The organism is Streptomyces sp. NPDC042259, assembly GCF_055582085.1.
Genome location: NZ_JBVJDW010000003.1, coordinates 160064 through 186355, shown reverse-complemented (window position 1 = coordinate 186355; position 26292 = coordinate 160064). Strand labels below are relative to the sequence as shown.

Sequence of the window (26292 nt, the reverse complement as noted above, 5' to 3'; positions counted from 1 at the left end):
CATGGCACTCACCCTGGACCGGATCCGCGCCGACGTCGCCGACGTGCTCGGCGAGGACCCCGCGGACATCCCCGACGACGAGAACCTCGTCGACTACGGCCTCGACTCCGTGCGCATCATGACCCTCGTCGAGCGCTGGCGCCGCGAGCACGGCACCGAGGTCACCTTCGTGGACCTCGCCGAGCAGCCGGCCATCGAGCAATGGGCACCGCTGCTGGGGGTCGGGGCGTGAGAGCCGCGCGCACCCTCGACCGGCCCGCCGCCGGCGCACCGCGCCCGGCGGCGCCGGAGGGGCTGCCCCTGACCGCCGCCCAGTCGGGCATGTGGTTCGCCCAGGCCCTCGACCCCGGCAGCCCGGCGCTCAACACCGCCGAGTGCGTCGAGATCCACGGCGAGGTGGACCCCGGCCACTTCGCCGAGGCCCTGCACCGCACCGTCGGCGAGGCCGACGCCCTGCGGGTACGGCTGGTGGCGCCCGCCGAGGGCGAGAGCGGCCCCCGTCAACTGCCCATCGCCATCGAGCCGCCCGGCCGCGGCTTCCCGCTGCACACCGCCGACCTGCGCGGCGAGCGCGCCCCCGACGCCACCGCCCGGGCCTGGATGCGCGCCGACCTCGCCGTGCCCTTCGACCTGGCCACCGGCCCGCTGTTCGCCCACGCCCTCTTCCGCGTCGGCGACCGGCGCTGGCTGTGGTACCAGCGCGTCCACCACGCCGTCATGGACGGCTACGGCTACTCCCTCATCGCCCGCCGCGTCGCCGAGGTCTACACCGCCCTCGCCGCCGGCACCGCACCCGGCCCGAGCCCCTTCGGGCGGCTCGCCGCGCTGGTCGCCGAGGACGCCGCCTACCGCGACTCGGCGACCCACGACCGCGACCGCGCCCACTGGGAAGAGCGCTTCGGCGACCGGCCCGCCGTGCCCACCCTCGCCGGCCGCACCGCACTGCCCTCGCGGACGGCCCTGCGGCACTCCGCCCACCTGGGGCCCGAGGCCACCGAGCGGCTGCGCGAGCTGGCCGCCTCGGTCCGGGCCACCTGGCCGGACGTCCTGTTCGCCGCCCAGGCGCTCTACCTCGCCCGCGCCACCCGCAGCGAGGACGTCGTCCTCGGGCTGCCCATGATGGGCCGCATGGGATCGGTGGCGCTGCGCGTCCCCGGCATGGTCATGAACGTGCTGCCGCTGCGCTTCACCCTCACCCCCGACACCACCTTCGCCGAGCTGACCCGCCAGGCCGACCTGGGCATCCGCGAGGCCCGCCGGCACCGCCGCTACCGCTACGCGGACATCCGCCGCGACCTCGGGCTGCTCGGTGAGGGCCGGGCGCTCGTGGGCCCGCTCGTCAACGTCATGCCGTTCGACTACGGGCTCACCTTCGCCGGCGCGCGGTCGACGGCGTACAACCTTTCCGCCGGTCCCGTGGACGACCTCACCGTCCACATCCACGACCGGGTCGACGGCACCGGGCTGCACATCGACTACGACGCCAACCCGGCCCTCTACGACGCCGCCGACGTCGCCGCCCATCTGGAGCGGTTCCTCGATCTGCTGGCCCGGATCGCCGACAGTGACCCCCACCAGCCGCTCGGCGCGCTGTCCCCGGGCACCGCCGAGGAGCGCGAGCGCGTGCTCGTCGAGTTCAACGACACCGCCGTGCCGGTGCCGCCGACCACCCTCATCGGCCCGGTCGAGGCCCGCGCCGCCCGCAGGCCCGGCGCGACGGCGCTCGTCGCCGACGAGGTGACCCTCACCTACGGCGAGCTGAACGCCCGTGCCAACCGGCTGGCCCGGCACCTGGCCACCCTCGGCGTCCGCCCCGGTGCCATCGCCGCCGTCGCCTTGCCCCGCTCCGTCGATCTCGTCGTCGCCCTCCTCGCCGTCCTCAAGGCGGGCGGCGCGTATCTGCCGCTGGACCCCGGGCACCCCGCCGGGCGGCTCGCCCGCATGCTCGACGACGCGGCCCCCGTCTGCGTCCTGACCGACACCGCCACCCGCGCCACGCTGCCGGACACCGCGCTGCCCGTCCTCACGCTCGACGACCCGGCCCTGCGCGACGGGCTGGCCGCCTACCCGCCGACCGACCCGGGCCGCGCGCTCACCCCGCACCACCCCGCGTACGTGATGTACACCTCCGGTTCCACCGGCCGCCCCAAGGGCGTCGTCGTGCCGCACTCCGCGATCGACAACCGGCTGCGCTGGGCACAGGACCGGTACGGGCTCACCCCCGAGGACCGGGTGCTGCAGAAGACACCGGCCGGATTCGACGTGTCGGTCTGGGAGTTCTTCTGGCCGCTGCGCGTGGGCGCCACGCTCGTCCTGGCCGGGCCCGGCGCCCACCAGGATCCCGCCGCCCTGGCCCGCACGATCCGCGAACAGGGCGTCACCACCGCCCACTTCGTGCCCTCCATGCTGCGGCTCTTCCTCGACGAGCCGGCCGCCGCCCGCTGCACCGGCCTGCGCCGCGTCCTGTGCAGCGGTGAGGTACTGCCCCGCCCGGCCGCCGATGCCTTCCACCGCACGCTCCCCGGCGTCGAGCTGCACAATCTGTACGGGCCCACCGAAGCGGCCGTCGACGTCGCCCACCACGCCTGCGTGCCGGGCGAGGAGGGGCCCGTGCCCATCGGCCGGCCCGTCTGGAACACCCGGCTCTACGTCCTCGACCCCGGCCTGCGGCCCTGCCCGCCCGGCATCCCCGGCGAGCTGTACGTGGCGGGCGCCCAGCTCGCCACCGGTTACCTCGGCCGCCCGGACCTGACCGCCGAACGCTTCGTCCGCGACCCGTTCGCCGAGGCCGCCGGGCGGCCCGGCGAGCGCATGTACCGCACGGGCGATGTGGCCCGCTGGCGGCGCGACGGCACCCTGGACTACCTCGGCCGCACCGACCACCAGGTGAAGCTGCGCGGCCTGCGCGTCGAACTCGGCGAGGTGGAGGCGGCCCTGACCGCCGACCCCCGGGTCGGCGCCGCCTGCGCCACGGTCCGCGAGGACCGCCCCGGCGACCGCCGTCTGGTCGCCCATGTGACTCCGGCCTCGGTGGATGCCGCCGCCGAGGCCGGTCCTTCCCCGGCGGGAGGATCCGCGGGAAGAGGGGCGGGAAGAGGGGCCCTGCCGGATCCCGGCGCCCTGCGGGCGCGGCTCGCCGCCCATCTGCCCGAGCACATGGTGCCCGGCGCGATCGTCGTCGTGGACGCCTTCCCGCTCACCCCCAACGGGAAGCTGGACCGCGCGGCGCTCCCCGCCCCCGCGCCCGCCGCCCGCCCCGGCGGCCGTCCGCCGCGCGGGCCGCGCGAGGAGACGCTCACCCGGCTCTTCGCCGAAGCGCTCGGGCTGCCGCGCGTGGGGGTCGACGACCACTTCTTCGCCCTCGGCGGCCATTCGCTGCTGGCGGCCCGGCTCGTGGCCCGCATCCGGGCCACCTTCGGAGTGGACCTCGCCCTGGGTACGCTGTTCCGCGCCCCCACCCCCGCCTCGCTCGCCGGCCTGCTGCACGGTGACGGCGAGGAGGGCGCGCTCGACGCCGTGCTGCCCCTGCGCCGCACCGGCGGCCGCACACCCCTGTTCGTCCTGCCCCCGGCGGTCGGCCTCGCCTGGTGCTACACCGGGCTGCTCGAAGGGCTGGGCCCGGACCAGCCGGTGTACGGGCTCCAGGCCCGCGGCCTGAACCCCGGGGAAACCCTGCCCGCCACCCTGGAGGAGCAGGCCCGCGGCTGGCTGGAGCACGTCCGGGGGATCCAGCCGCACGGCCCCTACCGGCTGCTCGGCTGGTCCGTCGGCGGTGTCGCCGCCCACACCCTGGCCGTCCTCCTCCAGGAGGCGGGCGAGAAGGTGGACCTGCTCGCCCTCATGGACGCCTACCCCGCCGACCAGTGGCGCGAGGCACCCGCCCCCGGCGAGGCCGACGCCCTCGCCACCCTGCTGAGCATGGCCGCGGACGACCCGCCGGGCGCCCCTCGGAGCGGCCCGGGCGGCCCGGGCACCCCGGAAGGCGGGCCGCTCACCCGCCGAGAGGTCACCGCCCGGCTGCGCGCCGAGGGCAGTGCCCTCGCCGCGCTCGACGACGACACGCTCGCCGCCGTCCTCGACGTCACCGTCAACAACGTCACCCTCATGCGCGCCCACCGCCACCGCGTCTTCGACGGTGACGTCCTCTTCCTCACCGCCGCCGTGCCCCGCGCCGAGCACTGGCTGTCGCGGGACGCCTGGCGCCCCTACGTCACCGGTAGCCTGATCAACCGTGACATCGATTGTCCGCACTCGCGGATGACCCGCCCGGGGCCGATCGCGGAGGTCGCCGAGGCGGTGGCCGGCCACCTGGAAGAGGGCTGATGCGTCGTGGACGGCGATGAGCGGGCCGGCGGGACGCGGCCCCGGGTCCTCGGCCGCGACCCGCTGCCCGGCCGGTGGACCCCCGGCCCGCCGCACGTCTGGCTGCTGCGGATCCCCGGCCACGCCCCGCGGCCGCCCGCCGGGTACGAGCGGATCCTCGACGCCCGCGAACGGGCCCGCGCCGCCGCGTTCGTCCGGGAGGAGCACCGTGCGCGCTACGCCGCCGCCCACGTCGGGCTGCGGCGGCTCCTCGGCGCCTATCTGGGCCTGGACCCGGCGGCGGTCGAGCTGGTCCGCGAGCCGTGCCCCGGGTGCGGCGGGCCGCACGGCCGGCCCGCCCTCCCCGGGGCGTCCCCGCACTTCAACCTCTCGCACGCGGGCGACCTGGCCCTGTTCGCCTTCGCCGGCACCCCCGTCGGTGTGGACGTCGAGGAACGGCAGCCCGCCGCCGTCGTCTCCGAGGTGGCGCCCTCGCTGCACCCCGCCGAGGCCGCCGAGCTGACCGGGCTCCCGGACGCGGCGCGCGTCGCCGCGTTCGCCCGCTGCTGGACCCGCAAGGAGGCCTACCTCAAGGGCATCGGCACGGGGCTCTCGGAGGACCCCTCGGTCACGTACGTCGGTTCCGGCCCGGAGCCGGCGTCCCCCGCGGGCTGGTCCCTGACCGACATCCCCGTGGACCCCGGTTACGCGGCGGCCCTGGCGGTCGCCGACACCCCCGGGTGAGGCGGAAGACGCGCGCGGGCCGCCCTGGGACCGCCTCGCCGAGCGGGCGGCGCCCCGGGTTTGTTAGCGTCACCCGAATGAACAAGATCCACAAGGTGCGGGTGACCGTGGCCGCGACCGCCTGTGCGGCGGCGCTGATCGGTGTCACCGCTTGCGGCGGCGACAGCGGCGGCAAGAGCGGCGGCAAGAGCGGGCTGGACGCGATGTCCGCCCGGCAGATATCCGACAAGGCGATGCAGGCACTGCGCGACGCGAAGTCGCTGCGCTTCAAGCAGGACGGCTTCACCCAGGGCCAGCCCGTCAAGATGAACCTCATCCTGGACCGCCAGGGTTCCTGCGCCGGACAGGCGGGCGGGGCGAAGGGCGGCTCCACCGACGTCATCAAGCTCGGTGACAAGGTCTGGATGAAGCCCGACCACGCCACGTGGGAGGAGCAGATCGGCGCGACGAAGGCGGCGACCATCGAGGGCGTCACCAAGGGCCGCTACATCCACGGTCCGACGAGCGACCCGCTGCTGGCCGGCATGGCCAACACCTGCGACCTCACGAAGTTCCAGGCCGCGATCAAGGGTTCCGGCGACGACATGACCAAGGGCAAGCCGACCACGGTCGACGGCACGAAGGTCGTCCCCCTGGAGGGCAAGAGCGGCAAGGGTGACACGACGACCGTGTACGTCGCCTCCGAGGGCACGCCCTACCCGGTGAAGATCGTCCAGACCGAGGGCGGCAAGACCACCACGACGGTCATCACGGACTACGACAAGCCCGTGCCGACGACGACGCCCTCCCCGGCCGAGTCGATCGACATCGCACAGCTGCGGAAGCAGCTCCAGGGCGCGTGAGCGGGCGCCCCGGATCCCGGCTCCCCCTCTGCCGGGAACGGTGACGTTCCGCTGACGCGCCGATGGCGGTGCGCCCTCCGTCCGGAGAGCGCACCGCCATCGGCGCGCCGATACGTTCCGGGATCAGACGGGGGAGAGGAAGTCCCCCAGCACGGACGCCAGTTCGGCGGGGGCGTCCTCCTGGACGAGATGGCCCGAGCCCTCGATCAGCTCCAGCCGCGCCCCGGGGATCGCGGCGGCCAGCCGGTGGGCGCGGTCGACGGGAATCCAGGTGTCGTCCGTACCCCAGCAGATCAGCACCGGCAGGTCGAGCGTGCCGTAGAGGCCCTCGATCTCATCGGTGAAACGCTGGTCCGCCTGCGCGATCTGACGGTAGAAGGCAGGCTGGCCGTCCTCCCCGAGCCACGGCTCCACCAGCCCGTCCAAGGTCCCCGGGTGCAGCCCGGGGGAGCTGGCCGAGGTGATGTACTCCCGGACCAGCGCCGCGTGCAACGGCGGTGGCAGCGCCTCGAAGACGTCGGCGTTCCGGCCGACCAGCCGGAAGAACGGCGACCCCCACGGCGCCAGGGCGACCGGGTCGACCAGCGCCAGCCGCCGGTACCGCGCCCCGTGCAGCAGACGCGCGCGCAGCGCGACCGTTCCGCCGAAGTCGTGGGCGACGACGGCCGGTTCGGCGAGCCCCCAGTGGGCGAGCAGCTCGGTGAACACCGTGCCCTGCGCGCCGAGCGAGACGTCCTGGCCGGCGAATTTCTCCGACGCCCCGTAGCCCGGCATGTCCCAGACGAACACCTGATGGCGCCGCGCCAGCCCACGCGCCACGGCCCGCCAGGTGTACGACGACCACGGCGTGCCGTGCAGCAACACCACCGGATCCCGCCCCGGTTCACCGAGGCTGTCCCACCGCACCTCGCCCGCGCTGCTGCCGAATGTCCTGCTCAACTTCCAGGTGCCCATGGGGCGCACCGCCTTCCCCTTCGTGATCACGCCCAGCGTAGGCCGCGCCACCACGAGGGCCGAGACCCGGCCCGGGCGCCGGCACCACCGGTCATCAGACGCCGTCGGCGGCCGGGACGAGGTGGGCGGTGACCGCCTCCGCGAGGGGCCCGGCCACCGGGGGCGTGATCATGTGGCCCATCCCCGGCACCATGACCGTCCGCGCGCCGGCGATCTCCCGTGCGATCAGCCGCGCGTGGCCCGGCTTGACCGGCTCGCTCGTGCCCTCCACGACGAGGGTCGGTGCCTTGACGCGGGCCAGTGCGCCCACCGGCTCGAATTCCGGGTCGGCCGCCCAGGCGAGCCGGTGGTTCGCCGTCGTCCGGGGGTCGCGGGCACGGTCGAGGAGCCGTTCCTCCAACAACCGCTGGGCGTCCTCGTCGAAGGGAAGCTCCGTACCGCCCAGCACCCGGGCGACCTCGATCTGGAAGTCGATCAACTCGGCGCGGGTGGTGGGCGGCGGAGCCACGGCCGCCCGCCGGAACAGCTCGACGAACGCCGGCAGCGGCCCCGGAAGGCTGCCCTCCGGCTGGGGCTCTCCCCTGAGGGCCCGCATGACGACCTGCCCCTCCCGGCCGCCGAGCGGCGAGGAGCCGATCACGGTGAGCGTCTCGACCCGGTCGGGGTGGTCCGCCGCGATCCACTGGGCGAACAGACCGCCCGCCGAGTGGCCGACGAGGTGCGCCCGCTCGATGCCCAGGGCGTCGAGCAGCCCGACGGCGTCGTCCTTGAGGGCGGCGCAGGTGTACGGGTGGGCCGCGAAGTCCCGGGCCGTCGAGCGGCCGACGTCCCGGTGGTCGTAGCGGATGACCCGGTGCCCGGCGGCTGTGAGCCGGCCGACGAACTCGTCGGGCCACAGGGCCGCCTGGCTCATCGAGCCCATGACGAGCAGGACGGCCGGGTGGGCGGGGTCACCGAACTGCTCGGTCCAGAGTTCGATGTCGCCGACGCGGACGAGCTGTGCTGCTGCGGTCATACGGTGCCGTTCTCCTGTGTCCGTGCTGGTGTCTGGCTGCTGGTGTCCGGCTGACAAGGGTGAACTCTGCCGCGCGGCGGCCCGTGGCCCATCCGTAGGACCACTGGTGTGATTACGTGGCCCGCCATCCACGTAGTCCACCAGCCACGTGGTCCGCCATCGCCTATGCCAGTAGCCGGGCCAGCTCGGTCCGCGAGGTGACGCCGAGCTTCGGATACACCTTGTACAGGTGGTACTCGACGGTGCGGGTGCTGAGGAACAGCCGGGTGGCGACGTCCCGGTTGGCCAGCCCCTCGGCGACGAGCCGCGCGATCCGCAGTTCCTGCGACGTCAAGGTGGCGAGGGCGGCCGGTTCGGCACGGCCGCCCGCCTCGCCCGCCGCGCGCAGCTCGCCCAGGGCACGGCGCTCCCACGGCACGGCGCCCAGCCGCCCGAACGTCTCCGCGGCCTGCCGCAGATACGGGCGGGCCTCCCCGGCCCGCCGCTCCCGGCGCAGCCGCTCGCCGAGCAGCAGGGCGGTGCGGGCCCGGTCGTAGGCGGCACCGGGGTCACCGGCCAGCTGGTCGAGCGCCGTGCGCAGCAGCTCCGGCGCGGCGCCCTCCGCCGCGACGAGGGCCCGGCAGCGGGCGAGCAGCGCCCGCGACCGGGGCGACGTCGCGTGGGCCGACCACCGCTCCAGGAAGGCGACGGAGGCACGGGCGGCGTCGAGGTCACCCGCGCCGACGGCCGCCTCCACGCGGTCCGCCGTCGCCCCCCACACGGCGGCGGGGTGCCCGGCACCCGGCCCGGCCGTGGTCAGCGCGGTGAGCCGCTCGTGTGCCCGCTCGAACCGGCCGAGACCGAGGTCCAGCAGCCCCAGCGCGTACGAGGCGACGCCCACCCGCAGCCCGAGACGGTGCGGAATGGCGATGGCCAGCGCCTCGTGGGCGTGGGCCCGCGTGGCGGTCTCGTCGCCGCGCACGGCGGCGCAGACGGCGAGGTTCGCCAGGTGCGCGGCGGCGCAGTTGCTGAGCCCGGTCTCCCGCGCCAGCGTCAGCCCTTCTTCGGACAGGGCGGCGCTGAGCGTGAAGTCGCTGTTCATGCGCTCGGCGGTGGCGGTGTTCTCCAGCACGACGGGAAGCGTGCCGACCATGCCCGAGACCCGGCCCGCACGGCCCGCGCGGGCACCGAAACGGGCCGCGGCGTCGCCTTCGCCGAGCAGGCTCGCGGCGGCCGCCGCCCACAGCAGGAGCGCGGCGTCGAAGCCGTCGTCCGGGACGGCGTCGAGCGCGCGGCGCAACCGCCGCGCCCCACCACCGTCCCCTTGGGGGGCGCCCATGCCGATCAGGACGTCCCGGAGGAACACCTCGGCCGGATCACCGGGTTCCGGCAGCGCCTCGGCGCGCCGGCCGATGAGGACGGCGGCGTCGGTGTCCCCGACGTAGGAGGCGGCCTCGGCGGCGTCCGCCAGGATCGCCAGGCTCCCTTCCCGGCTGTGTTCGGCCGCCGTCAGGAAGATGCGCAACGCCTCCGCCGCGTCCCCCGAGTGCAGCTCGAACCGGCCGCCCAGCCGGGCGATCTCCGCGACCGGCCCGCTGTTCCCGGCGGCCTCACGGGCCGCGGCCAGCGCACTGCGGGCCTGCCCCGGCCGGCCACCGAGCCAGGCCGCGGTGGCCGCGTCCGTCAGCCTGCGGGACCGCGTCCCCGGATCCGGCGTCAGCTCCGCCGCCCGCAGGAGCGTCCGCGCGGCGTCCGCGTAACCGCCCCGGGCCCGGGCGAGGCCGGCGGCGGCCGCGAGTTCCCCGGCGATGTCCTCGTCCGGGCCCAGCGCCGCTTCCGCCCGGTGGCGGGCCCGGCGTCCGGTGTCGCCCGCCTCTTGCGCCTGGGCGGCGAGCGCGCGATGCGCCGCCCGCCGGTCGGCGGCGCTCGCCCCCGTGTGGACGGCCGACCGGATCAGCGGATGCCGGAAGCGGATGCCCGTTGGCCGTATCTCCAGCAGCCCCGCCGCCTCCGCGCCGTCCAGCGCGTCCGCCGCCACCCCGAGGCGCGCGGCGGCGCCGAGCACCAGTCGTGGGTCGCCCAGGCCCTCCAGCGCGGCGACGAGCAGGACGCGCCGGGTGTCCTCGGGCAGCCGGGCCATCCGCTCGCCGTAGACCGCGCCGATGCCGTCACCGACCGGCAGCGGATCGGGCAGCGGCGCACGCCCGGTCAACTGCTCGGGCGTCAGCAACTCCGCCGTCTCCCGCAGCGCGAGCGGGTTGCCGCCGGTGGCGGCCGCGACGAGCGCGGCGACGTCCGCCACGGGCGGCACGGCCGACCTCGCGGCCAGCACCCGCGCGGCGTCCGCCGCGCCCAACCCTCCGATGTCCATGCCCGGCACGTCCCGGAGCGCGTGCCGGGCCTCGGCCGTGTCCCGCGCGGCGAACAGCAACCCCACCCCGTCCGCCCCGAGCCGCCGCGCCGCGAACAGCAAGGCGTCGGCCGACGCCCGGTCGACCCACTGGAAATCGTCGACGACACACACCAGCCCATCGGGGACGGCGGCCTCCGAAAGCAGCGACAACACACCGGCCGCCACCAGGAACCGATCCGGCTCCCGCACCGGCGCGGCCAGCCCCAACGCCCCCCGCACGGCCTCGCGTTGCGCCTCGGGCAGTGCGTCCACCAGTGCGCCGACGGGCCGCAACAGCTGGTGCAGCGCGGCGAACGCCATCTGCGCCTCCGGCTCGGCGCCCGTCGCCCGCAGCACCCGGGCGGGAGCGGCCCGCTCGACGGCGCACAGCAACAACGCGGTCTTCCCGGCCCCCGGCTCACCCCGCAACGCGAGCGCCCGCCCGGCGCCGGCCCGCACACCGGTCAGAAACGCGTCGATCTCCGCGAGTTCGCTCTCCCGCCCGGCGAGCCGGTCCACTGCTGTCATGCGTACGTACGTCCCTGGCACCCCGGGCCCGACCCCCGCGCCGCGCCTCCGGGCCGACTGTACCGGGGCCGCGGTGGCGGTTCGTCGCGGGGAGAGCGGTGTTGCCGGGTGCCGCCCGTGCCGGCCTCCGACCTCGCTCAGCTTGGACTCGTATCCGGTGGGCCGGGCAGGACCAGGGTGAAGGTGGTGCCGGGGTGGGGGTGGTCGGAATGGGCGGTGAGGGTGCCGTGGTGGCGTTCGGCGATGTCGCGGGCGATGGCGAGCCCGAGGCCGCTGCCGCCTGTGTCGCGAGCGCGGGCCTCGTCGAGACGGGTGAACCGCTCGAAGACGTGCTCGTACTCGTCCGGGGCCAAGGGCGTGCCGTCGTTGTGGATGGTGACGGTGTGTGCTCGGCCGTCGGTGGTGATGTCCAGGACGACCGCGGTGTGCGCGTGCCGTACGGCGTTGTCGAGGAGGTTGCGCAGCAGGCGGTGGAGCTGTACTCCGTCGCCGCGGACGGGGACCTGGTCAGGGCTGTGGCGCAGCGAGACGGGGTGACCGCGGTGCTGGTACTCGTGCACGAGTTCCGCGGCGAGGCCGGCCAGGTCGACCAGGGAGTGGGCGGCGGGATGGTCGGGGAGGGCCAGCAGGAGCAGGTCTTCGGTGAGGGTGTGGATGCGCCGCGTGGCGGAGAGGGCGTTGTGGAGTGTCTGGTGCGCGTCGATGGTGTCGGGGTGGGTGAGAGCGGTTTCGAGTTCGTAGCGGAGCGCGGCGACGGGTGAGCGCAGTTCGTGCGAGGCGTCCGCGACGAAGCGGCGTTGGCGTTCCACGGCGGTTTCCAGCCGGTCCAGCGTGGTGTTGGTGGTCAGTGCGAGGCGGCGGACGGGGTCGCGGGCGTCGGGGACGGGGACCCGGCGGTCGAGGCTGGTATCGGTGATTTCGGCGACCTCCCGCCGGATGGCCTCGACCGGGCGCAGGGAGCGGCGTGCGGCGGTCCAGGCGAGGGTGGCGACCAGCAGCGCGGCCAGCGGGACTCCCGCCATGAGCGGGGTGCGCAAGGGGGTGGTGGCGCGCTCGGCGTCTTCGGAGGGCACGAGGACGTAGAGGGTGGAGCGGCACGACCCGTCGGCTTCCGTGGGCAGGCGGCACGCGTTCGCGGGGGTGTGCACGGCGGTGGCGAAGACGGTGGTGGCGCGGTGGGCGAGAACGTGGGCGTGCCGGTGGGCGATGAGAGCCTTCTGCTCGGCGGAGGTGTCACTGCTGGGTGGCGGCTTCAGCGCGCCGTCGGGACGGTGGAAGCGGCCGTGGTCGCGTTCGTCGACCGCGCCGATGTGGACCGTACCCCGCTGCGGGCTGCCGGTTGCCCGGCGGGGAGGCGGGACGGGGGGTGGGGGGAGCAGAGCCGGCAGGTCGGTGAGGTGCTGGGTGCCGCCGGCCGCGGCGATGGTGCGGCCGGCCCGGTCGATCTCGATGAGCGGCCAGCCGCGCAGGGGGTCGCTGAGGATTTCCTTGCCTTCGGCCGCTTGGGCGGCAAGTTGAGTGGACAGCTCGAATGCCCGGTTGTCCGTCGTCCGGAAGGCGTCGGCACGGACGTGCTGGAACAGCCACCACGCCCCGGTGCCGAACAGCACGAGGGCGGTGATTCCCGCCACGAGTGCGATGCGCACCTGTCCGGGCAGGCGGTGGAGCAGGGCGGGTGTGCGACGCGAGGGATGCTGCCGGGCGGTCATCAGGGCTGTTCACGGGGCGTGAGGCGGTAGCCGCGTCCGCGCACGGTTTCGATGCTGTGGGTGGCGAAGGGGGCGTCGACCTTCTTGCGCAGTGCGGAGATGTAGACCTCCACGATGGCGGTGCCCCCGGTGTAGGCCGGATCCCACACCTCGTCGAGGATCTCCTCCTTCGACACCGGGTGGTCCGGTGCGTGCAGCAGACAGGTGAGGATCGCGAACTCTTTCGGTGTCAGGGCGAACTCGACGTCGCCCCGGCCGGCGCGGCGGGAGGTCACGTCCGCCCACAGGTCACCGGCGCGCAGCACGGACCCGCCGGCCGCGGCGGTGGTGCCCCTGCGCAGCAGGGCCCGCAGCCGTGCGAGCAGGACCACCGAGGAGAACGGCTTGACCAGATAGTCATCGGCGCCGGTGTCCAGACCCTCCGCCTCGTCGTACTCGCCGTCTTTCGCGGTGAGCATCAGCACGGGCGTGTGGACGCCCGCGGCGCGCAGCGCGGAGCAGATGCGGTAGCCGTTCAGGCCTGGGAGCATGATGTCCAGCACGATGACCGAGTGGTCGCCGGTCAGGGCTCGTTCCAGTCCGGTGGTGCCGTCGCGCACGAGTTCGACGCGGTAGCCCTCCGCTGTCAGGCCGCGGTGCAGGGCGGGCCCGAGCTGCGGATCGTCCTCGACGACCAGGATGCCTTTCACAGGATGCAGCCTGTCACGCTGTACGCCTTGTCCCTAAAGATCACCTTTAGGTTTTTTAGATCATCTTTGGGTTGGTTCGCGCATGCTGTGACGGCAGGTGCGGGCCACGACGGCTCGCATCGGTCCAGGCGCGGGCTGGGGATCGGCGCCCGCGTCCTCGGTCAGGTGACCGCGAGGACATCGCCCGCCCCGTTCCCCGACCTCCCCGTCGGCACCGCCCCCGCCGTCCCCAGGACTGTCGAGGGGGCAGGTGCCCGGGGGTGACTTCGTCACCTTCACCCGGCTTCTGTCCCCGGCCGCTCCGCGTCCCGGCACCGTCCACCGCCCGTGACCCTCTCCACCAGCCAGCCGGAGGTGTGCAAACGCATGCGTATTTCGTTCCTGCTCCACAACGCCTACACCATTGGCGGCACGATCAGATCGACGTTCAACCTCGCCTCCGCACTGGCCGACCACCACGACGTGGAGATCGTCTCGGTCCTCCGCTACCGCGAGACCCCGGCGATGGGCGCACCACCGCGGGTGCGGCTGACACACCTGGTGGACCTGTGCCGCGATTCCGCGCACTACGACGGCGACGATCCCCGCCACGCCCAGCCCGCCCGGGTCTTTCCCCGCGCGGACGGCCGTCACAGGCAGTACAGCCGCCTCACGGATGAACGCATCGGCCGCCATCTCTCCCGCCTGGAGGCGGACGTGATCGTCGGCACCAGACCGGGGCTGAACGTGCACGTCGCCCGGCAGGCCCACCCCGCCGCCATCAGAGTGGGGCAAGAACACCTCACCCTCTCCGGCCACGGGTTGCGCATGCGCCACGAGATACGCCACCGTTACCCCTTGCTCGACGCGCTCACCACCGTGACCGAAGCCGACGCGCATGCCTACCGGCAACTCGGTCTGCCCGGCGTGCGGGTGCGGGCGATCGCGAACAGCGTCCCCGCCATGACCGCAAGGCCGGCCGAACGCACCGGAAAGATCGTCGTAGCCGCTGGACGGCTCGTCCCGGTGAAACGCTACGACCTCCTCATCGAGGCCTTCGCCGACGTCGTCGCCTCCCACCCGGACTGGCAGCTGCGGATCTTCGGCAGAGGCGACACCACCGGCAACGAAAAACGCGCCCTGACCGCCCTCATCGACCGTCTCGGGCTGAACGGCCACGTGTTCCTCAACGACCATGTCCGCGAACTGGCAACCGAGTTGGGGAAGGCGTCCATCGCCGTCTCCGCCTCCGACCGGGAGTCTTTCGGCATGACCATCGCCGAGGCCATGCGCTGCGGCCTCCCCGTCGTCTCGACCGACTGCCCCAACGGGCCGCGCGAGATCATCACCGACGGCGTCGACGGACGCCTGGTCCGCCCCGGCGACGTCGAAGGGCTCACCGCCGCGCTGTGCGACCTCATTCGTGATGCTTCCCTGCGCCGGCGCATGGGAGAGGCGGCCCGGCGAAACTCGGTCCGCTTCACCCCGGACCGCATAGCCGAGCAACACCTCGCCCTCTACCAGGACCTGCTCAAGCGCGGCCCTGGCAAACGCTCACTCAGCCCGCTGCGGGAAGCCGCTCACCGCACGCGTACCGCGGCCATCGACACCGCGCACGCCCTACGGTCGACTACGCGCCGGGCAGTGAGGAGGTAGCCCGCCGGCTCGGAGGCGGCAACCGGTGATCCCCGGCCCGCACCGCACCAAGGGCGGCGCCCCGCACCTGGGCGCGGAACCGGGAGAGGAAGACCCGTTCGGACCGTACGGCGATGATGCCCCGTCCTGCACGGTGAGCGAACCGTCAGACGATGACACCGATGCGGGCGGCGAGTCCGCGTAGCTCGGTGGTCGTTCGTCCGGAGACCAGGAGTCCGGAGACCAGGGATTTCACGGCGGGGCGGGCGTGGGTCTCTTCCGGGGCGTGGTGTTCGGCGGCCAGGAGTGCGCGGATGCACTCGTCCCGGCGGTTCCAGCGGGCGAAGGCGGTGGCGACGTCGGTGTAGTAGCGGGCCCGCCGCTCGGTGCTCGGCAGGCTCCCGGGCGCCACCGTCTTCGCCACGGCGAGCGCGGCGGAGGGGTCGCCGGCGGAGTTCTCCGCGGAGATCAGATGGAGCTGGACGGTGGTGGGGCTGAAGCCGCCGCCGTGATCCCGCAGCACGGCGGCCGGGCCGAGCCCCCTGGCGATGGCGGCGGCCTCACCGGTCAGCTCCCGCATCCCGGCCGCGTCGCCGGTGCGGGCGACGGTGTACGCGGCGGACTGGACCAGCAGGCCCCGCTGGGCTGCCAAGGCCGGCTCACCGCCGCGGAGGGCGGGGTGGTCGGCGGCCGCCAGGGCGATGGACAGCGCCTGCTCGTGCCAGTCGGCCTTACGGGCCAGAACCGCGAGCTGCCGCGCAGCCTCCGCGACCAGCAGGGGCCGGCCGACGGCTTCGGCGGCCTGGCGGGCACGGTCGGCGGCCATCCAGCCGAGCTGCTGCTCGTCCAGCTTGATCAGCATGCGTGTGGCCAGCAGATAGCTGTGCGCCAGCAGCCCGTCGTCCTCAGCGCCTCCGGCCCGGGCGTGGGCCGCACAGATCAGCCGGGGCAGCCGCACGGCCAGGCTCCCGTACGCACAGGTATGGAAGTCGGCGAAGGCCCGGGCCAGATCCGTGTACAGGACCGCTGCGGATGGCACGGTGACGTCGCAGTGGAGGCCGAGCATGGCGTCCCGAACGCGCGCGACCAGGGCCTCGCCTACGGCGACGTTCTCGGAGGGTGTCTTGCCGGCGGGCAGGATGGGGGCGCCGACGGCCGCGGCTGCCGTGGCCGCGAGGTTCGCGAGCAACTTCCTGCGCTGCACCGGGGCCTCTCCGTCTTCTCGACGAGCCGTTCCTGCCACCCTAGGGCCCGGAAGGCGGGGGTATGCGGTGGTCGGGCCGATCGCGCGTCCGTGCCGGAGGTCCGGCTGCGGGGTCAGGCCGAGGGTCTGCGGCGGGATGCCCAGGGCGTCGGCGAAGCGCCGCAGCACGGTGACGTCGGTCAGCGGCGAGATGCCGCGCTCGTACCGGGAGACTTGGGCCGCGGAGAACCCGGTCAGCGCGCCGAGCCGGGCCAGGGTCAGGCCCTGCTTCTTGCGTGTCTGCCGGACCAGGTCGCCGGCGGTCATGTCCGCCACCGGCTGCGCTCGGACCGCGTCCATACCGTCCCCGCTCGTCGGCGAGAGGTGGGCCGCCGCTCACCGTACCGGCGCCGGCAGCTGCGGGACAGGGGCTTTGCACGGGATGCAAACGGCTTTGCGGTGCACGGCAACGCCCCTGCCGCCGACGTCGCGGTCGCGGTGTTCTCGGAAGGCAGGCGCCCCGGACGGCGGGCCGCCGCCGCACATCCGAAAGGGGATGTGAGCGATGAGCGTACGCAAGAGGGCCGCGATAGTGGGGCTCGGCGGCCAGGCCACCAGCGACCACCTGCCCGGGCTTGCCCAGTGCCACCTCGCCGAACTGGCCGGGGTCTGCGACGTCGACGCCGACCGGGTCGCCGCCGCGGCCGACGTGCACCGGGTGCCCGGCTTCACCACCGTCGATCGCCTGCTGACCGAGGTCCGGCCGGACCTCGTCGTCGCCGCGGTACCGCACTACGCCGGCCGGGAGGTCATCGCCGCGTGCGCCGAGGCCGGGGTGCACGTGCTCAAGGAGAAGCCGTTCGCCACCGACCCCCACGAAGCGGCCGAGCTGGCCGCGCTGTGCGCAAAAGCGGGGATCGAGCTGATGGTCACCGTCCAGCGCCGCTTCCACCCCGTCTACGCCGCCGCCCTCCAACTGCTGGAGCGGATCGGCACCCCCTACCTGGTCGAGGGCCGCTACACCTTCCACTGCCCGGAACCGGCCGCCGGCTGGCGCGGCCGCGCGAAACTCGCCGGGGGCGGGTGCCTGGCGGACATGGGCTACCACCTCATCGACCTGCTGATCTGGTACCTCGGGCTGCCCGACCGCGTCCTCGCGGACACCTCGACCGCCGCCGTGCCCGGCGCCGGATACGACGCGGAGGACACCGCCCTGGTCCACCTCGCCTACGACCGCGGCCTGTACGGCTCGCTGCTGGTCTCCCGCTCCGCTGGCCCGAAGACCGAGCGCCTGGCCATCACCGGCCCGCACGGCACGCTCGCCGTCGAGCGCGGCACCGCCCGCCTCCTCGCCCCCGGCGGGCAGGTGATCGAGTCGCTGCTGCGCGAGCCGGCCTGGCCCTGCCCACCCGCCGTGCAGATCGACCGCTTCTGCCGCGTCCTGGACGGCACCGCCCCCAACCCGTCCGGCCCGGCCGCCCACCTGCCGCACACCGCGTTCCTGGCCGCCGCCTACGCCTCCGCCACCGCCAACCGCCCAGCCGACCCGAAGGAGTTCCTGGCATGAACGTCTCCCCGCTTGCCCTGCTCGGCGGCGAGCCGGCCGTCACCGCCCCGGGGCCGCACTTCGCCTGGCCGCCGATCGAGGACGCCGACCGGCGCGCGGTCGCAGCTCAGCTGGAGACAGCCGTCTCGATCCCCGACCGCTCCGGCATCGTCGCCGACCTGGAGGACGCACTCGCCTCCTACCTCGGGGTCCGGCACACCGTGACCACCTGCACGGGAACGGCCGCGCTGCACTCGATGTACGCGGCCGCAGGGCTCGGCCCCGGTGACGAGGTGATCGTCCCGGCCCTGACCTTCCACGCCACCGCCACCCCGCTCTTCCACCTCGGCGCCCACCCCGTGCTCACCGACGTCGACGCCCGCGGCCAGCTCGATCTCGACGACGCCGCGCGGCGGCTGACCGCCCGGACGAAGGCCGTCGTCGCGGTGCACCTGTGGGGGCTGCCCGAGGACATGGACGCGCTGGTGTCGTTCGCCGACGAGCACGAGCTGATGCTGCTGGAGGACGGCTCCCACGCCCACGGTGCCACCTGGAACCACCAGATGGCCGGCACATTCGGCACCGCTTCCGCTTTCAGCCTCAACGGTCCCAAGCCACTCTCGGCCGGCGAGGGCGGGTTCGTCGCCACCAACGACACCGAGCTGTACTACCGCGTGCTGCTGCACGGCCAGTACAACAAGCGGTGCCGCCGCGAGATCCCCAACAGCCACCCGCTCGCCCGCTTCGCGGTCACCGGCATGGGCCTGAAACTGCGCATCCACCCCCTCGCCGCCGCGCTCGCCCGCGCTCAGCTCACCCGCCTCGACGGTCGCCTGGCCGGGCGTCAGGAGATCGCGGCCCGGATGTGCGCCGCCCTGGACGACGTACCGGGCATCCGGGTGCCGCACGTGCCGGACTCCGCTCGACCGTCCTGGTACGCGCTGCCGTTGCGTTACGAGCCGGCCGACCTTGGCGGGCTGCGGCTTCAGCAGTTCCTCGACGCCCTCCACGCGGAAGGCGCCACCGAGACCGACCAGCCGGGCTCCACCTGCCCCCTGGGCACGCATCCGCTGTTCCAGGCCCCCGGGGCCCTGCTGCCTGGCTACGCTGGCCGCCAGGGCCCCGCCGCCGGGGCCTTCCCGGCGGCCGAGCACGTGCATGCCACCACCTTCAAGCTGCCGGTATGGCACCGCGAGGAGGACATCCGCCTCGCCGACGCCTACACCGCGGCCGTCGCCAAAATCGCCTCTCATGCGAAGGACCTGTTGTGAGTTCCCTCGACACCGCTCTGCTCGCCGATCTCGCCTGCGCCGCCGAACGCGACGGCATTGCCAAGACCGTCGTCGGCGCCGTCATCGCCGACGCCGACGGCAAGGTCCTGCTGCTGCACCGCCCGGCCGACGACTACCTGGGCGGGCTGTGGGAGCTGCCCTCCGGCGGCGTCGAGGACGGCGAGGCCCTCATCGAGGCCCTGCGGCGGGAGGTCGCCGAGGAGACCGGCCTGACCGTGGCCGAGATCGGCAACTACCTCGGCCACTTCGACTACCGCTCCGGCAGCGGCCGCGCCACCCGCCAGTTCAACTTCACCGCCACCGTAACGGGCGAGACGGTCACGCTCACCGAGCACGACGCGCACCTGTGGGCCGACCGCACCCAGCAGAACCAGGTCTCCAGCACCGTGCAGACCGTTCTCGACGCCTGGCGCGACCAGACAGTCTGACCGATTCCCGAGCCCGATCGGGCCCCGGTCGTCCTCCCGGAGGGGCGACCGGGGCCCGCGGCCGTACGGGGGCCGGTGCCATTGCCCGCGGCGTACGCTGAGCCCTGGCCGGTCGAGTGCGCTACGTACGCCTCTGCCACTCGGGTACGGCGTCGGCGCCGCGCCTCCGGGCCGGCTGTACCGGGGCCGCAGCGGCGGCGCGTACCCGTGACGGCCGTCAGGCCGCGCCTGTTCGGCGCTATGGCATCGAACTATTTATTGATAGCGGGCCGTTGGGGTGATGGGGTTGTACGAATTTCACGGATGGTTCGGTATCGCCGAGTCGGCCGAGGAGGCCGACATGGGAACCCTGTCGGAGGGTTTGGCGGATCTGCGGGGCCGGATCTCCGGGATTGATTGGGCGACAGGTGGGCTTCAGCTGACGGCCTGCAACGGACAGTACTTTCTGACGGCCAACGGATTGGTGAATCGCCGCAGAGATGAGGCTCGGGAGTTGGAAGCCCTCCTGGAGCATGTCGCCGGTCGATTCCCGGGGGCGTGGGGACTCCTCTATGAGCGTTCGGACGACTTCACCCATCCGCCGGGGCCCGGAGCCTTTCGTGTTCGCGTCATGGCGCGAGGTGTGATCCAGGATCGCCTCGATCCTTTTCTTTCCCCATGCCGACCGACAATCGAAGACTGACCGGGCTCTGTCCGGCGGGCCGAAGTGCTGCCAGGGATGGAGGCCCGGGTACGGGGGCCCGCACGCGCCGGGCTGCCTGCTGGGCCCCGACACCCGCCCCGAGGCGCACGGCGGCGAGCACCAGTCGCCGACCTGGAGGACGTACTCACCTCCTGCCTCGGGGTCCGGCACACCGTGACCACCTGCACGGGAACGGCCGCGCTGCACTCGATGTACGCGGCCGCAGGGCTCGGCCCCGGTGACGAGGTGATCGTCCCGGCCCTGACCTTCCACGCCACCGCCAACCCGGGTTCACTCTGGCCGGGAACCGGTGCCGGACGATCCGATTACCCCCCACGGTCGGTGGTGGGCCCGGTGCCCGGGCGAGGTGGTGAACGAACGCCTTACTGCCCTTGAGGGCTTCGTCACGGCATCCCTGAGGCTGCGGCAGGGTGGGCTGCTTACCGACCTTTTAACGTCTCAACCGGGCCTGGGTCGCGGGCTGATCCCCGTCTGGTGTGATGACCATTTTTCGATGGACTGTGTCACTCCGAAGGGGCCCTCGGACACGGAGACCGCGTCGACGGTTGCAGCATCCTCTGACCTTCCAGCCAACCAGCCGGCCGCTCTACCAGCGGTTCCTCCCTCCCCCCTCGTAAGGGAGCGTTTGATGTCTGTTGCGCGTACCCGTATGGCCGCCGTCCTGGTGGCCGCCGCCGCGTCCGCCATGGTCTTCGGCCAGGCGTCCGCCGCGGTGGCCGACGACCACGACCGTGGCCACGGTCTGGGGCCGCTGCCGGTGGCGATCGTCTCCCCCGCACCGGGGAAGATCACCAAGGAGCGCAAGGTCACCGACACCTACCAGTACGACGCCAAGGGCGGATCGCCCTCCTCGCCCGAGCAGCCCCCGTCCTCCCCGGCTCCGGCCCCGGCCCCGGAGCCTGGCCCCGTCACGTCTGCCAAGGACACCCTCAACGCCACCGCCCAGACCGCAACCGCCGGCGCTGCGAGCACCGCCGACTCCGCCCTGAAGTAACTCCGCCCCAGGCCCCGTCCCCGTCCGGTGAGGAACGCCGCTGTCGGTGGGATCTGCCCCCGGGGCGGGTGCCGACGGGGACGGGACAGCCGGAGCCCGCGAGCACGTGACCGGCCCGCGGTACCCGCTGCGGCGCAACCATTCGCCCGCATGGGCCCCGGCTCCCGGCTGTCCGTGCCCGCGCATGCGCCTCCGCCATGCCCGCGGAGGCGCATGCCGGTCACCGCCCGGTCGGTTCGGCAGTGACCGCCGGGAGCCGAACGAGGCAGCACATTCGCCCTTGCAGCCTGTCGCCGCAGGCCCGACCCAAGCCGCGCGGGACGACCACCACGCTGCGCGGCGAATAGGAGAGAGCAATGACGACCGAAAAGCCCCCCGGCCAAGCGCCGGCGTGCCGGCCGGGTGCAGGTAGCGGCCGTGGTGTCGCTGGCCACCGCACACCTGGTCTTGATGCCGCCGGCCGCGCACGCGGCCGATCCGGCCGGCTGCACCCGCGACGGGACGCACATCACCTGCACCAACGGTGTACCCAAGGGGCAGACGGTCACCGGTACTAGCAGGGACGACACCATCGAGGTCACCGGTGCCCTGCACGGCACCATCGACGGTGCGGACGGCAACGACACCATTACCGTCCACGGCCGCAACGGCGCCCCCGGCCGAAACACCAGCGGCAGGAGAGCGGACGCCGGCGAGGGAGGGGAGGGGGAGAACGCTGTCGGCAGCGGTGGGACGGTGCTCGGTGGCGCGGGCAACGACATCATCACGCTCATCGGAGGTAACGGAGGCAAGGGAGGCACCTCCTTCGCCCGCTTCGGCATCGGCGGCCGCGGCGGACTGGGCGGTGACAGTGTGGAAGCCGGGGTCGTCGACGGCGGCCGGGGGATCAACCTGATCACCCTCCGCGGCGGGGCCGGAGGCACCGGTGGCGCCGCCTCCAATGGCAAGCCCGGCGACGGGGTCAATGGAGGCCGGGGCCTGGATTCCGGCCGTGTCGTCGTCGGCGCGGACCAGCACAGTTCCCTGACCATCGACGGTGGTACCGGCGGTGATGCCGCCCCTGGGGGGCACGACAGCGGCAGCGGAGGGGTGGCGGTTTGGAGGGGTGTCATGGAAGGCGGAACAGCACCCGAGGGCGTCTCCATCGACATCACCGGCGGGGACAGCGGCCGAGGAAGGGGTGAAGGGTGGGGAGGCGTCGGGCTTTTCCTCGGGGAGCTGATCGGCACGCCAGGCGGCGATGACATCACACTGGAAGCGGGCAAAAGCCGCAGCAACAGGACCAAGGGACGTGCCTTCAACAGTGGCCTGCTCGACACCAAAGCCGGCGACGACACCATCACTGTCCGAGGCGGCGTGACCGCACCGACCCAGTGCGGTCCGGGCAACGACACCTACAACTACACAGAGCAGCGAGGACTCCCCAACCGTCGCACCTGCGAGCACATCAACCGCATCCGGTAAGTCTGTCGTGGACGGTGAACGAGACGTCTTCCCGGCGCTCGCCGACGGGCCAGCGATTGGCCGTGTATCGCCAGTCCTCCACCGTGGTCCGGACGACACCGACCTCGTCCGCTTCGGCATGGACACCGACCCGGTGATCGTGAAACAGGCGGTCAAGAACCTGCGTGCGGCCGGTTACCGCCCGCAGGTCATCTGCGGCGACGTCGAGAAGGGGAGCCGTACGGGCCACGCGCCCTGTGGACGAGGCGGAAGCGGTCGGCCGGAACGCGACCGGGCCGGACTGACGGTCACGTCCGACGGGCAGGGCGTCTGGCTCGACACCCCGGACCACGTCATCGGCTGAGCGCGACCTCAGCGCACTACCCGCCCTCGGGCCGCGCGTCCGTGGAAGGTTCCGCTCCGGTCTGGCGCAGGAAGTCCCTGAGGGCTTCGGCGAGTTTGTCGGGCTGGTCCTCGGGGACGAGGGTGGAGGAGTCGGCGATCTCGACCAGTCGTCCCTTCGGGTACAGCTCTGCCAGCCGGGGGCCGTGCTCACGCGGCATCAATGGATCCTCGGTGGCCCAGACGACGAGGACCGGGCGGTCGAAGCCGCCGAGTTGCCGGCTCCAGTCGAGCAACGTCCTGCGGTCGGGTGCCGAGGTGGCGAACTTGGTGAAGTCCCTGCGGATGGCCTTGCTCCGGGTCGCGGGAGCGAACCAGTTCTTGATGATCTCGTCGGGGAGGCCGCGACGGCTCATCCCGCCGTATCCCTTGGGGCTGGTCCGGACAGCGGGGATGCGCATCAGCTGGGTCAGGAGCCGGAGGCCACCGGGCACCCGGCACACGGCGGCCAGCGCCTTGCCCGGCCCCGGGGGGTAGTTGTCGAACGCCTCGCAGGCCACCAGCACCAGCCGTGCGACCCGTCGGCCCTGCTTCTCCAGCACGAGGAACTGGCCGCCGCCCCAGTCGTTGAGGACGAGCGTCACGTCCTCCAGGCCCAGTCGCTCGATGAACTCGCCCAGGAGCCGCGCGACACCACGGTGGGAGAGATCGGCGCCGGGGTCCATCGGCCGGCGGTGACCGCCCAGGGGCAGCGTCGGCAGGATGCAGCGGTACCCGCCCAGCAAGGGAACCACCTTGCGCCACTGCGCGCCATCCATCGGCACGCCGTGGCCGAACACGAGCACCGGCCCGTCGCCACCGGTGTCCTGGTAGTCGATCGGCCCGGAGGACAACTCCATTCCCGGCATCGAACCCCCCTCGGTAGATTCTTCTACTGCAACGTAGCGGAGCCCGAAGTCGCCAAGAGAGGTCACGGCGTCGTGGCGTGGTTTCGCACGGCGAGTTCTGCTTCGAGGCCTGCCAGGTCCTGTGGAGTGTTGACGGCACGCCACAAGGAGTCCGTCCGCCACCCCATGAGCTGTCCGCGATCGACCAAGGCGGGAAGCGTGCCGTCCGCGTGGTCCCCCCGCTCCGGGAGCAGGCCGGCCACGCCCGGAGCGAATAGGTACACGCCGGCGTTCACCCACGAGCGCGGCGTCGAATCCGCCAGGAGCCGCGTCACCCGGCCGTCGTCGGCGCATTCCACGCCCCTGCCGCGCAGCCCCGGCCCGGCCATGGCCATGGTCGCCCACGCCCCGTGCCGTCGGTGGAACGCGGCCATGTCGGCCAGGGAGAACCCGGTCCAGATGTCGCCGTACGCGGCCAGCCAGGGCTCGCCGGGATAGGGCAGTGCCGCGGCGGCCCGCTTGAGCGCACCACCGCGTCCCAGCGGCCGGTCCTCGACGACCGCCTCAGTACGCAGCGGCAGTTCCCCGCGGTCGAGATAGTCGACGATCATCCGGGCGAGGTATCCCGCGGAGACCGCGACGTGCTCCACCCCGAACCGCGCGAACCATTCGATCTGGTGCCGCAGGATCGGCGTTCCGCACACCTCGACCATCACCTTGGGGCGCGACTGCGTCAAGGGGCGCAACCGCCGCCCCTCGCCCCCGGCCAGCACCACGGCCTGACGTACCGGCAGCCGCTCCCGGGCACTGACACCCGACACCCCGCACCACCTACTCACCGGGAATCCTGCCGCCAAGCATGCGACATGAACCACCGAACCAGAAGGCATACCCCTGCCACGCTTGCCCATTCAGGCGACGCCTCCCCGTCCCCGGTTCCACCCGGCCTCCGCCCGGCCTAGGGCCGGGCCCCGCACGAGCACGTCGCCGCTGCGACGCCTGGCGCCGTGCGGTGAATCGTCAGCCGCGCGGCGCCTCTCGCGGAGGACGTCGGCTGGGTACGGCCCAGCGGCCGTTCCCTGGCGGCCTGGGCGAGCGCCGTGTAGTCCGGGAACCGGCGCAGCCCGCACCTGTCGCAGGTCGCCGCGCCGTTCGTGGTGGTCCACGTGGGGTGCGGGCAGCGGATGGTGGAAGTGAGCCTCATGAGTGGGCGGTCCTTTGGTGACGGCCCATGGCCGTGGTCCACTCCTCGGCGAGCCGCCGGTTGCCGAGGGCGGTGGCGTCCCGGTGTCCGGCCTTGATCCTGTCGCACTCCATGCAGTGCGGCTGCGTCACGGGCAGCAGGTTCTCCACGGCCGCGTGCCACTCGATCCCACCGCCCGGCGGACGCAGTTGGTAGCGCAGCCACCGGGTGTCCATGACCTCGCCTACGCGCCTGGTGGCGGTGTCCCAGACGAGGTCCCCGGTGACGGGTGCGTAGGTGGACGGCGTGCCCGTCACTGTCAAGGCTTCGCGCGGTTGTTCGGGGGTATGGGCCATGGGGCTTCCTCTTGCGTTCCGTTCGCCCGTTCGGAGCGATGTTTCACTGACCGTGCCAATAGCGTCGCTCTCCGCTCGTACGGTGGCTAGGTAGACCACTTGGACAGGTGCAACTGTCCAGCCGATCGCGGGGGTTCCTGTGAGCGTGAAGAACGAGACGGATACAGACGACCTGCCGGTGACGCCGCTGGCCCACTTCGGTTCCGAGGTGCGGTTGGAGCGCGAGCGGTTGGGTCTGTCGCGCGAGGAGTTGGGCAAGAAGGCCCACTGCGGCTACTCGCTGGTGGCGAAGGTCGAAGGTGGCGAACGCGTTCCGAGGCTCGAATTCGCGGAAGCCTGTGATCAGGTGTTCCCGCATGCCAACGGAAGGTTCGTTCGGCTCTGGCGGTTGGTGCTGAGGTTCGCCTTCCCGCCCTGGTTCCGCCAGTACGTGGAGCTGGAAGGTGTCGCCACCGACATCCGGATGTTCCAGTGCCAGCTCGTACCGGGGCTGGTGCAGACGGAGGACTATGCCCGGGCCATCATGGAGACGGGCCGGTTGCCCAACCTCGACGACCTGGTCACCGCACGGATGGAGCGTCAGCGCATCCTGGACCGCGAGACTCCCCCCAAGCTGTGGGTGATCCTCGACGAGGGGGTACTTCGCCGCACGGTCGGTGGGGTCGGGGTCATGAGGGCCCAGTTGGAACGGCTCCGAGACCTGGCGGACACGCCTCCGCATGTCGTGCAAATCGTCCCGGAGGGCGGAAAGCCCTACCACGGCTGGAGCGGTTCGTTCGCGCTCCTGTCGTTCAGCGAAGGAGCGGACGTCGTGCACGTCGAAGCCTTCCCGAGGGACTACGTGCTGGGAGGGCAAGATGACGTTGCGGCGGTCGTCCGTGCCTACGATTTGCTCAGGGCAATCGCGCTGCCACCGGACGAGACGGTTCCGCTGATCAACTCAATCCTGAAGGAACGCTACTCATGACCAATCAAGCACACGTGCCCGATGCGACATGGCGCAAGTCCAGCTACAGCGGCAACAACGGCGGCGGTTGCGTCGAGGTCGCCGACCACATACCCGGCATCGTCCCCGTCCGGGACAGCAAGAGCCCCCAAGGCCCCGTACTCACCTTCCCCGCCCCCGCCTGGACCGCGTTCGTCACTCATCTCGCCGCCGAGTGAGAC

The 26292-nt window shown here is 73.1% G+C and carries 25 protein-coding genes; 15 read left to right on the top strand and 10 right to left on the bottom strand.

Going from position 1 to position 26292, the window contains the following annotated elements:
• Position 1 precedes the first annotated feature (1 nt).
• The 4 genes from ACZ6MA_RS09910 (at position 2) to ACZ6MA_RS09895 (ending at position 5888) form a co-directional block, all read left to right on the top strand.
• On the top strand, positions 2–232 hold the full coding sequence (locus ACZ6MA_RS09910) for a phosphopantetheine-binding protein (RefSeq protein WP_469432526.1): 231 nt from the start codon (positions 2–4) through the stop codon (positions 230–232).
• Positions 202–4323 (top strand): amino acid adenylation domain-containing protein, encoded by a 4122-nt coding sequence (locus ACZ6MA_RS09905; protein ID WP_469432525.1) that lies wholly within the window; start codon positions 202–204, stop codon positions 4321–4323. The genes ACZ6MA_RS09910 and ACZ6MA_RS09905 overlap by 31 nt, the downstream gene beginning before the upstream one ends.
• A 6-nt stretch (positions 4324–4329) precedes the next feature.
• Positions 4330–5046: a 4'-phosphopantetheinyl transferase family protein gene (locus ACZ6MA_RS09900; RefSeq protein ID WP_469432524.1), complete on the top strand. Its 717-nt coding sequence runs from the start codon at positions 4330–4332 to the stop codon at positions 5044–5046.
• Positions 5047–5123: 77 nt separating this feature from the next.
• On the top strand, positions 5124–5888 hold the full coding sequence (locus tag ACZ6MA_RS09895; protein WP_469432523.1) for a hypothetical protein: 765 nt from the start codon (positions 5124–5126) through the stop codon (positions 5886–5888).
• A gap of 123 nt (positions 5889–6011) precedes the next feature.
• Here the strand turns inward: ACZ6MA_RS09895 and ACZ6MA_RS09890 are convergent, their stop codons facing one another.
• The 5 genes from ACZ6MA_RS09890 to ACZ6MA_RS09870 form a co-directional block, all read right to left on the bottom strand.
• A complete protein-coding gene (locus ACZ6MA_RS09890; protein WP_469433127.1) occupies positions 6012–6842 on the bottom strand; it encodes an alpha/beta fold hydrolase in 831 nt (276 codons plus the stop codon).
• A 94-nt stretch (positions 6843–6936) separates the two neighbouring features.
• On the bottom strand, positions 6937–7857 hold the full coding sequence (locus ACZ6MA_RS09885; RefSeq protein WP_469432521.1) for an alpha/beta fold hydrolase: 921 nt from the start codon (positions 7855–7857) through the stop codon (positions 6937–6939).
• A gap of 163 nt (positions 7858–8020) precedes the next feature.
• Complete coding sequence (locus ACZ6MA_RS09880) at positions 8021–10756, bottom strand: helix-turn-helix transcriptional regulator (protein WP_469432520.1); 2736 nt, start codon at positions 10754–10756, stop codon at positions 8021–8023.
• A gap of 137 nt (positions 10757–10893) precedes the next feature.
• Complete coding sequence (locus ACZ6MA_RS09875; protein ID WP_469432518.1) at positions 10894–12465, bottom strand: sensor histidine kinase; 1572 nt, start codon at positions 12463–12465, stop codon at positions 10894–10896.
• A complete protein-coding gene (locus ACZ6MA_RS09870; RefSeq protein WP_469432516.1) occupies positions 12465–13154 on the bottom strand; it encodes a response regulator transcription factor in 690 nt (229 codons plus the stop codon). Before ACZ6MA_RS09870 ends, ACZ6MA_RS09875 begins: the two co-directional genes overlap by 1 nt.
• A 366-nt stretch (positions 13155–13520) precedes the next feature.
• Here ACZ6MA_RS09870 and ACZ6MA_RS09865 point away from each other — a divergent pair, with 366 nt between their 5' ends.
• Complete coding sequence (locus ACZ6MA_RS09865; protein ID WP_469432515.1) at positions 13521–14789, top strand: glycosyltransferase family 4 protein; 1269 nt, start codon at positions 13521–13523, stop codon at positions 14787–14789.
• A 145-nt stretch (positions 14790–14934) separates the two neighbouring features.
• On the opposite strand, the gene ACZ6MA_RS09860 is transcribed toward ACZ6MA_RS09865, so the two are convergent.
• Positions 14935–16311 carry a helix-turn-helix domain-containing protein gene (locus ACZ6MA_RS09860; protein WP_469432514.1) on the bottom strand — a complete coding sequence of 459 codons (1377 nt, stop codon included), beginning with the start codon at positions 16309–16311 and terminating at the stop codon, positions 14935–14937.
• Positions 16312–16516: 205 nt separating this feature from the next.
• Between ACZ6MA_RS09860 and ACZ6MA_RS09855 the strand changes: the two genes are divergently transcribed.
• From ACZ6MA_RS09855 to ACZ6MA_RS09820, 8 genes are all read left to right on the top strand, one after another.
• Complete coding sequence (locus ACZ6MA_RS09855; protein WP_469432512.1) at positions 16517–17518, top strand: Gfo/Idh/MocA family protein; 1002 nt, start codon at positions 16517–16519, stop codon at positions 17516–17518.
• Positions 17515–18768 carry a DegT/DnrJ/EryC1/StrS family aminotransferase gene (locus ACZ6MA_RS09850; RefSeq protein WP_469432511.1) on the top strand — a complete coding sequence of 418 codons (1254 nt, stop codon included), beginning with the start codon at positions 17515–17517 and terminating at the stop codon, positions 18766–18768. Before ACZ6MA_RS09855 ends, ACZ6MA_RS09850 begins: the two co-directional genes overlap by 4 nt.
• On the top strand, positions 18765–19217 hold the full coding sequence (locus tag ACZ6MA_RS09845; protein WP_469432509.1) for an NUDIX hydrolase: 453 nt from the start codon (positions 18765–18767) through the stop codon (positions 19215–19217). The genes ACZ6MA_RS09850 and ACZ6MA_RS09845 overlap by 4 nt, the downstream gene beginning before the upstream one ends.
• A gap of 280 nt (positions 19218–19497) precedes the next feature.
• On the top strand, positions 19498–19899 hold the full coding sequence (locus tag ACZ6MA_RS09840) for an Imm7 family immunity protein (RefSeq protein ID WP_469432508.1): 402 nt from the start codon (positions 19498–19500) through the stop codon (positions 19897–19899).
• A gap of 36 nt (positions 19900–19935) precedes the next feature.
• Positions 19936–20295 (top strand): DegT/DnrJ/EryC1/StrS family aminotransferase, encoded by a 360-nt coding sequence (locus ACZ6MA_RS09835; RefSeq protein ID WP_469432507.1) that lies wholly within the window; start codon positions 19936–19938, stop codon positions 20293–20295.
• A gap of 253 nt (positions 20296–20548) precedes the next feature.
• Positions 20549–20914 carry a hypothetical protein gene (locus ACZ6MA_RS09830; RefSeq protein ID WP_469432506.1) on the top strand — a complete coding sequence of 122 codons (366 nt, stop codon included), beginning with the start codon at positions 20549–20551 and terminating at the stop codon, positions 20912–20914.
• A 417-nt stretch (positions 20915–21331) separates the two neighbouring features.
• The gene (locus tag ACZ6MA_RS09825; protein WP_469432505.1) at positions 21332–22378 is read left to right on the top strand and encodes a hypothetical protein; all 1047 of its coding nucleotides are present in this window, start codon (positions 21332–21334) and stop codon (positions 22376–22378) included.
• 7 nt (positions 22379–22385) lie between these two features.
• Entirely contained in the window at positions 22386–22721 is a 336-nt protein-coding gene (locus ACZ6MA_RS09820) for a hypothetical protein (protein WP_469432504.1), read from the top strand.
• A 16-nt stretch (positions 22722–22737) separates the two neighbouring features.
• On the opposite strand, the gene ACZ6MA_RS09815 is transcribed toward ACZ6MA_RS09820, so the two are convergent.
• The 4 genes from ACZ6MA_RS09815 to ACZ6MA_RS09800 all read right to left on the bottom strand — a co-directional run bounded on the left by ACZ6MA_RS09815 (position 22738) and on the right by ACZ6MA_RS09800 (position 25125).
• Positions 22738–23607 (bottom strand): alpha/beta fold hydrolase, encoded by an 870-nt coding sequence (locus tag ACZ6MA_RS09815; protein ID WP_469432502.1) that lies wholly within the window; start codon positions 23605–23607, stop codon positions 22738–22740.
• A 62-nt stretch (positions 23608–23669) separates the two neighbouring features.
• Positions 23670–24407, bottom strand: a complete 738-nt coding sequence (locus ACZ6MA_RS09810) for a nucleotidyltransferase family protein (RefSeq protein ID WP_469432501.1) — start codon at positions 24405–24407, stop codon at positions 23670–23672.
• A gap of 137 nt (positions 24408–24544) precedes the next feature.
• Positions 24545–24790, bottom strand: coding sequence for a DUF6255 family natural product biosynthesis protein (locus ACZ6MA_RS09805; protein ID WP_469432499.1), 246 nt, complete (start codon positions 24788–24790; stop codon positions 24545–24547).
• Positions 24787–25125, bottom strand: a complete 339-nt coding sequence (locus ACZ6MA_RS09800) for a hypothetical protein (protein ID WP_469432498.1) — start codon at positions 25123–25125, stop codon at positions 24787–24789. The genes ACZ6MA_RS09805 and ACZ6MA_RS09800 overlap by 4 nt, the downstream gene beginning before the upstream one ends.
• A 145-nt stretch (positions 25126–25270) precedes the next feature.
• Here ACZ6MA_RS09800 and ACZ6MA_RS09795 point away from each other — a divergent pair, with 145 nt between their 5' ends.
• Positions 25271–26092 carry a helix-turn-helix domain-containing protein gene (locus ACZ6MA_RS09795; protein WP_469432497.1) on the top strand — a complete coding sequence of 274 codons (822 nt, stop codon included), beginning with the start codon at positions 25271–25273 and terminating at the stop codon, positions 26090–26092.
• Entirely contained in the window at positions 26089–26289 is a 201-nt protein-coding gene (locus tag ACZ6MA_RS09790) for a DUF397 domain-containing protein (RefSeq protein ID WP_469432496.1), read from the top strand. Before ACZ6MA_RS09795 ends, ACZ6MA_RS09790 begins: the two co-directional genes overlap by 4 nt.
• Positions 26290–26292: the final 3 nt, after the last annotated feature.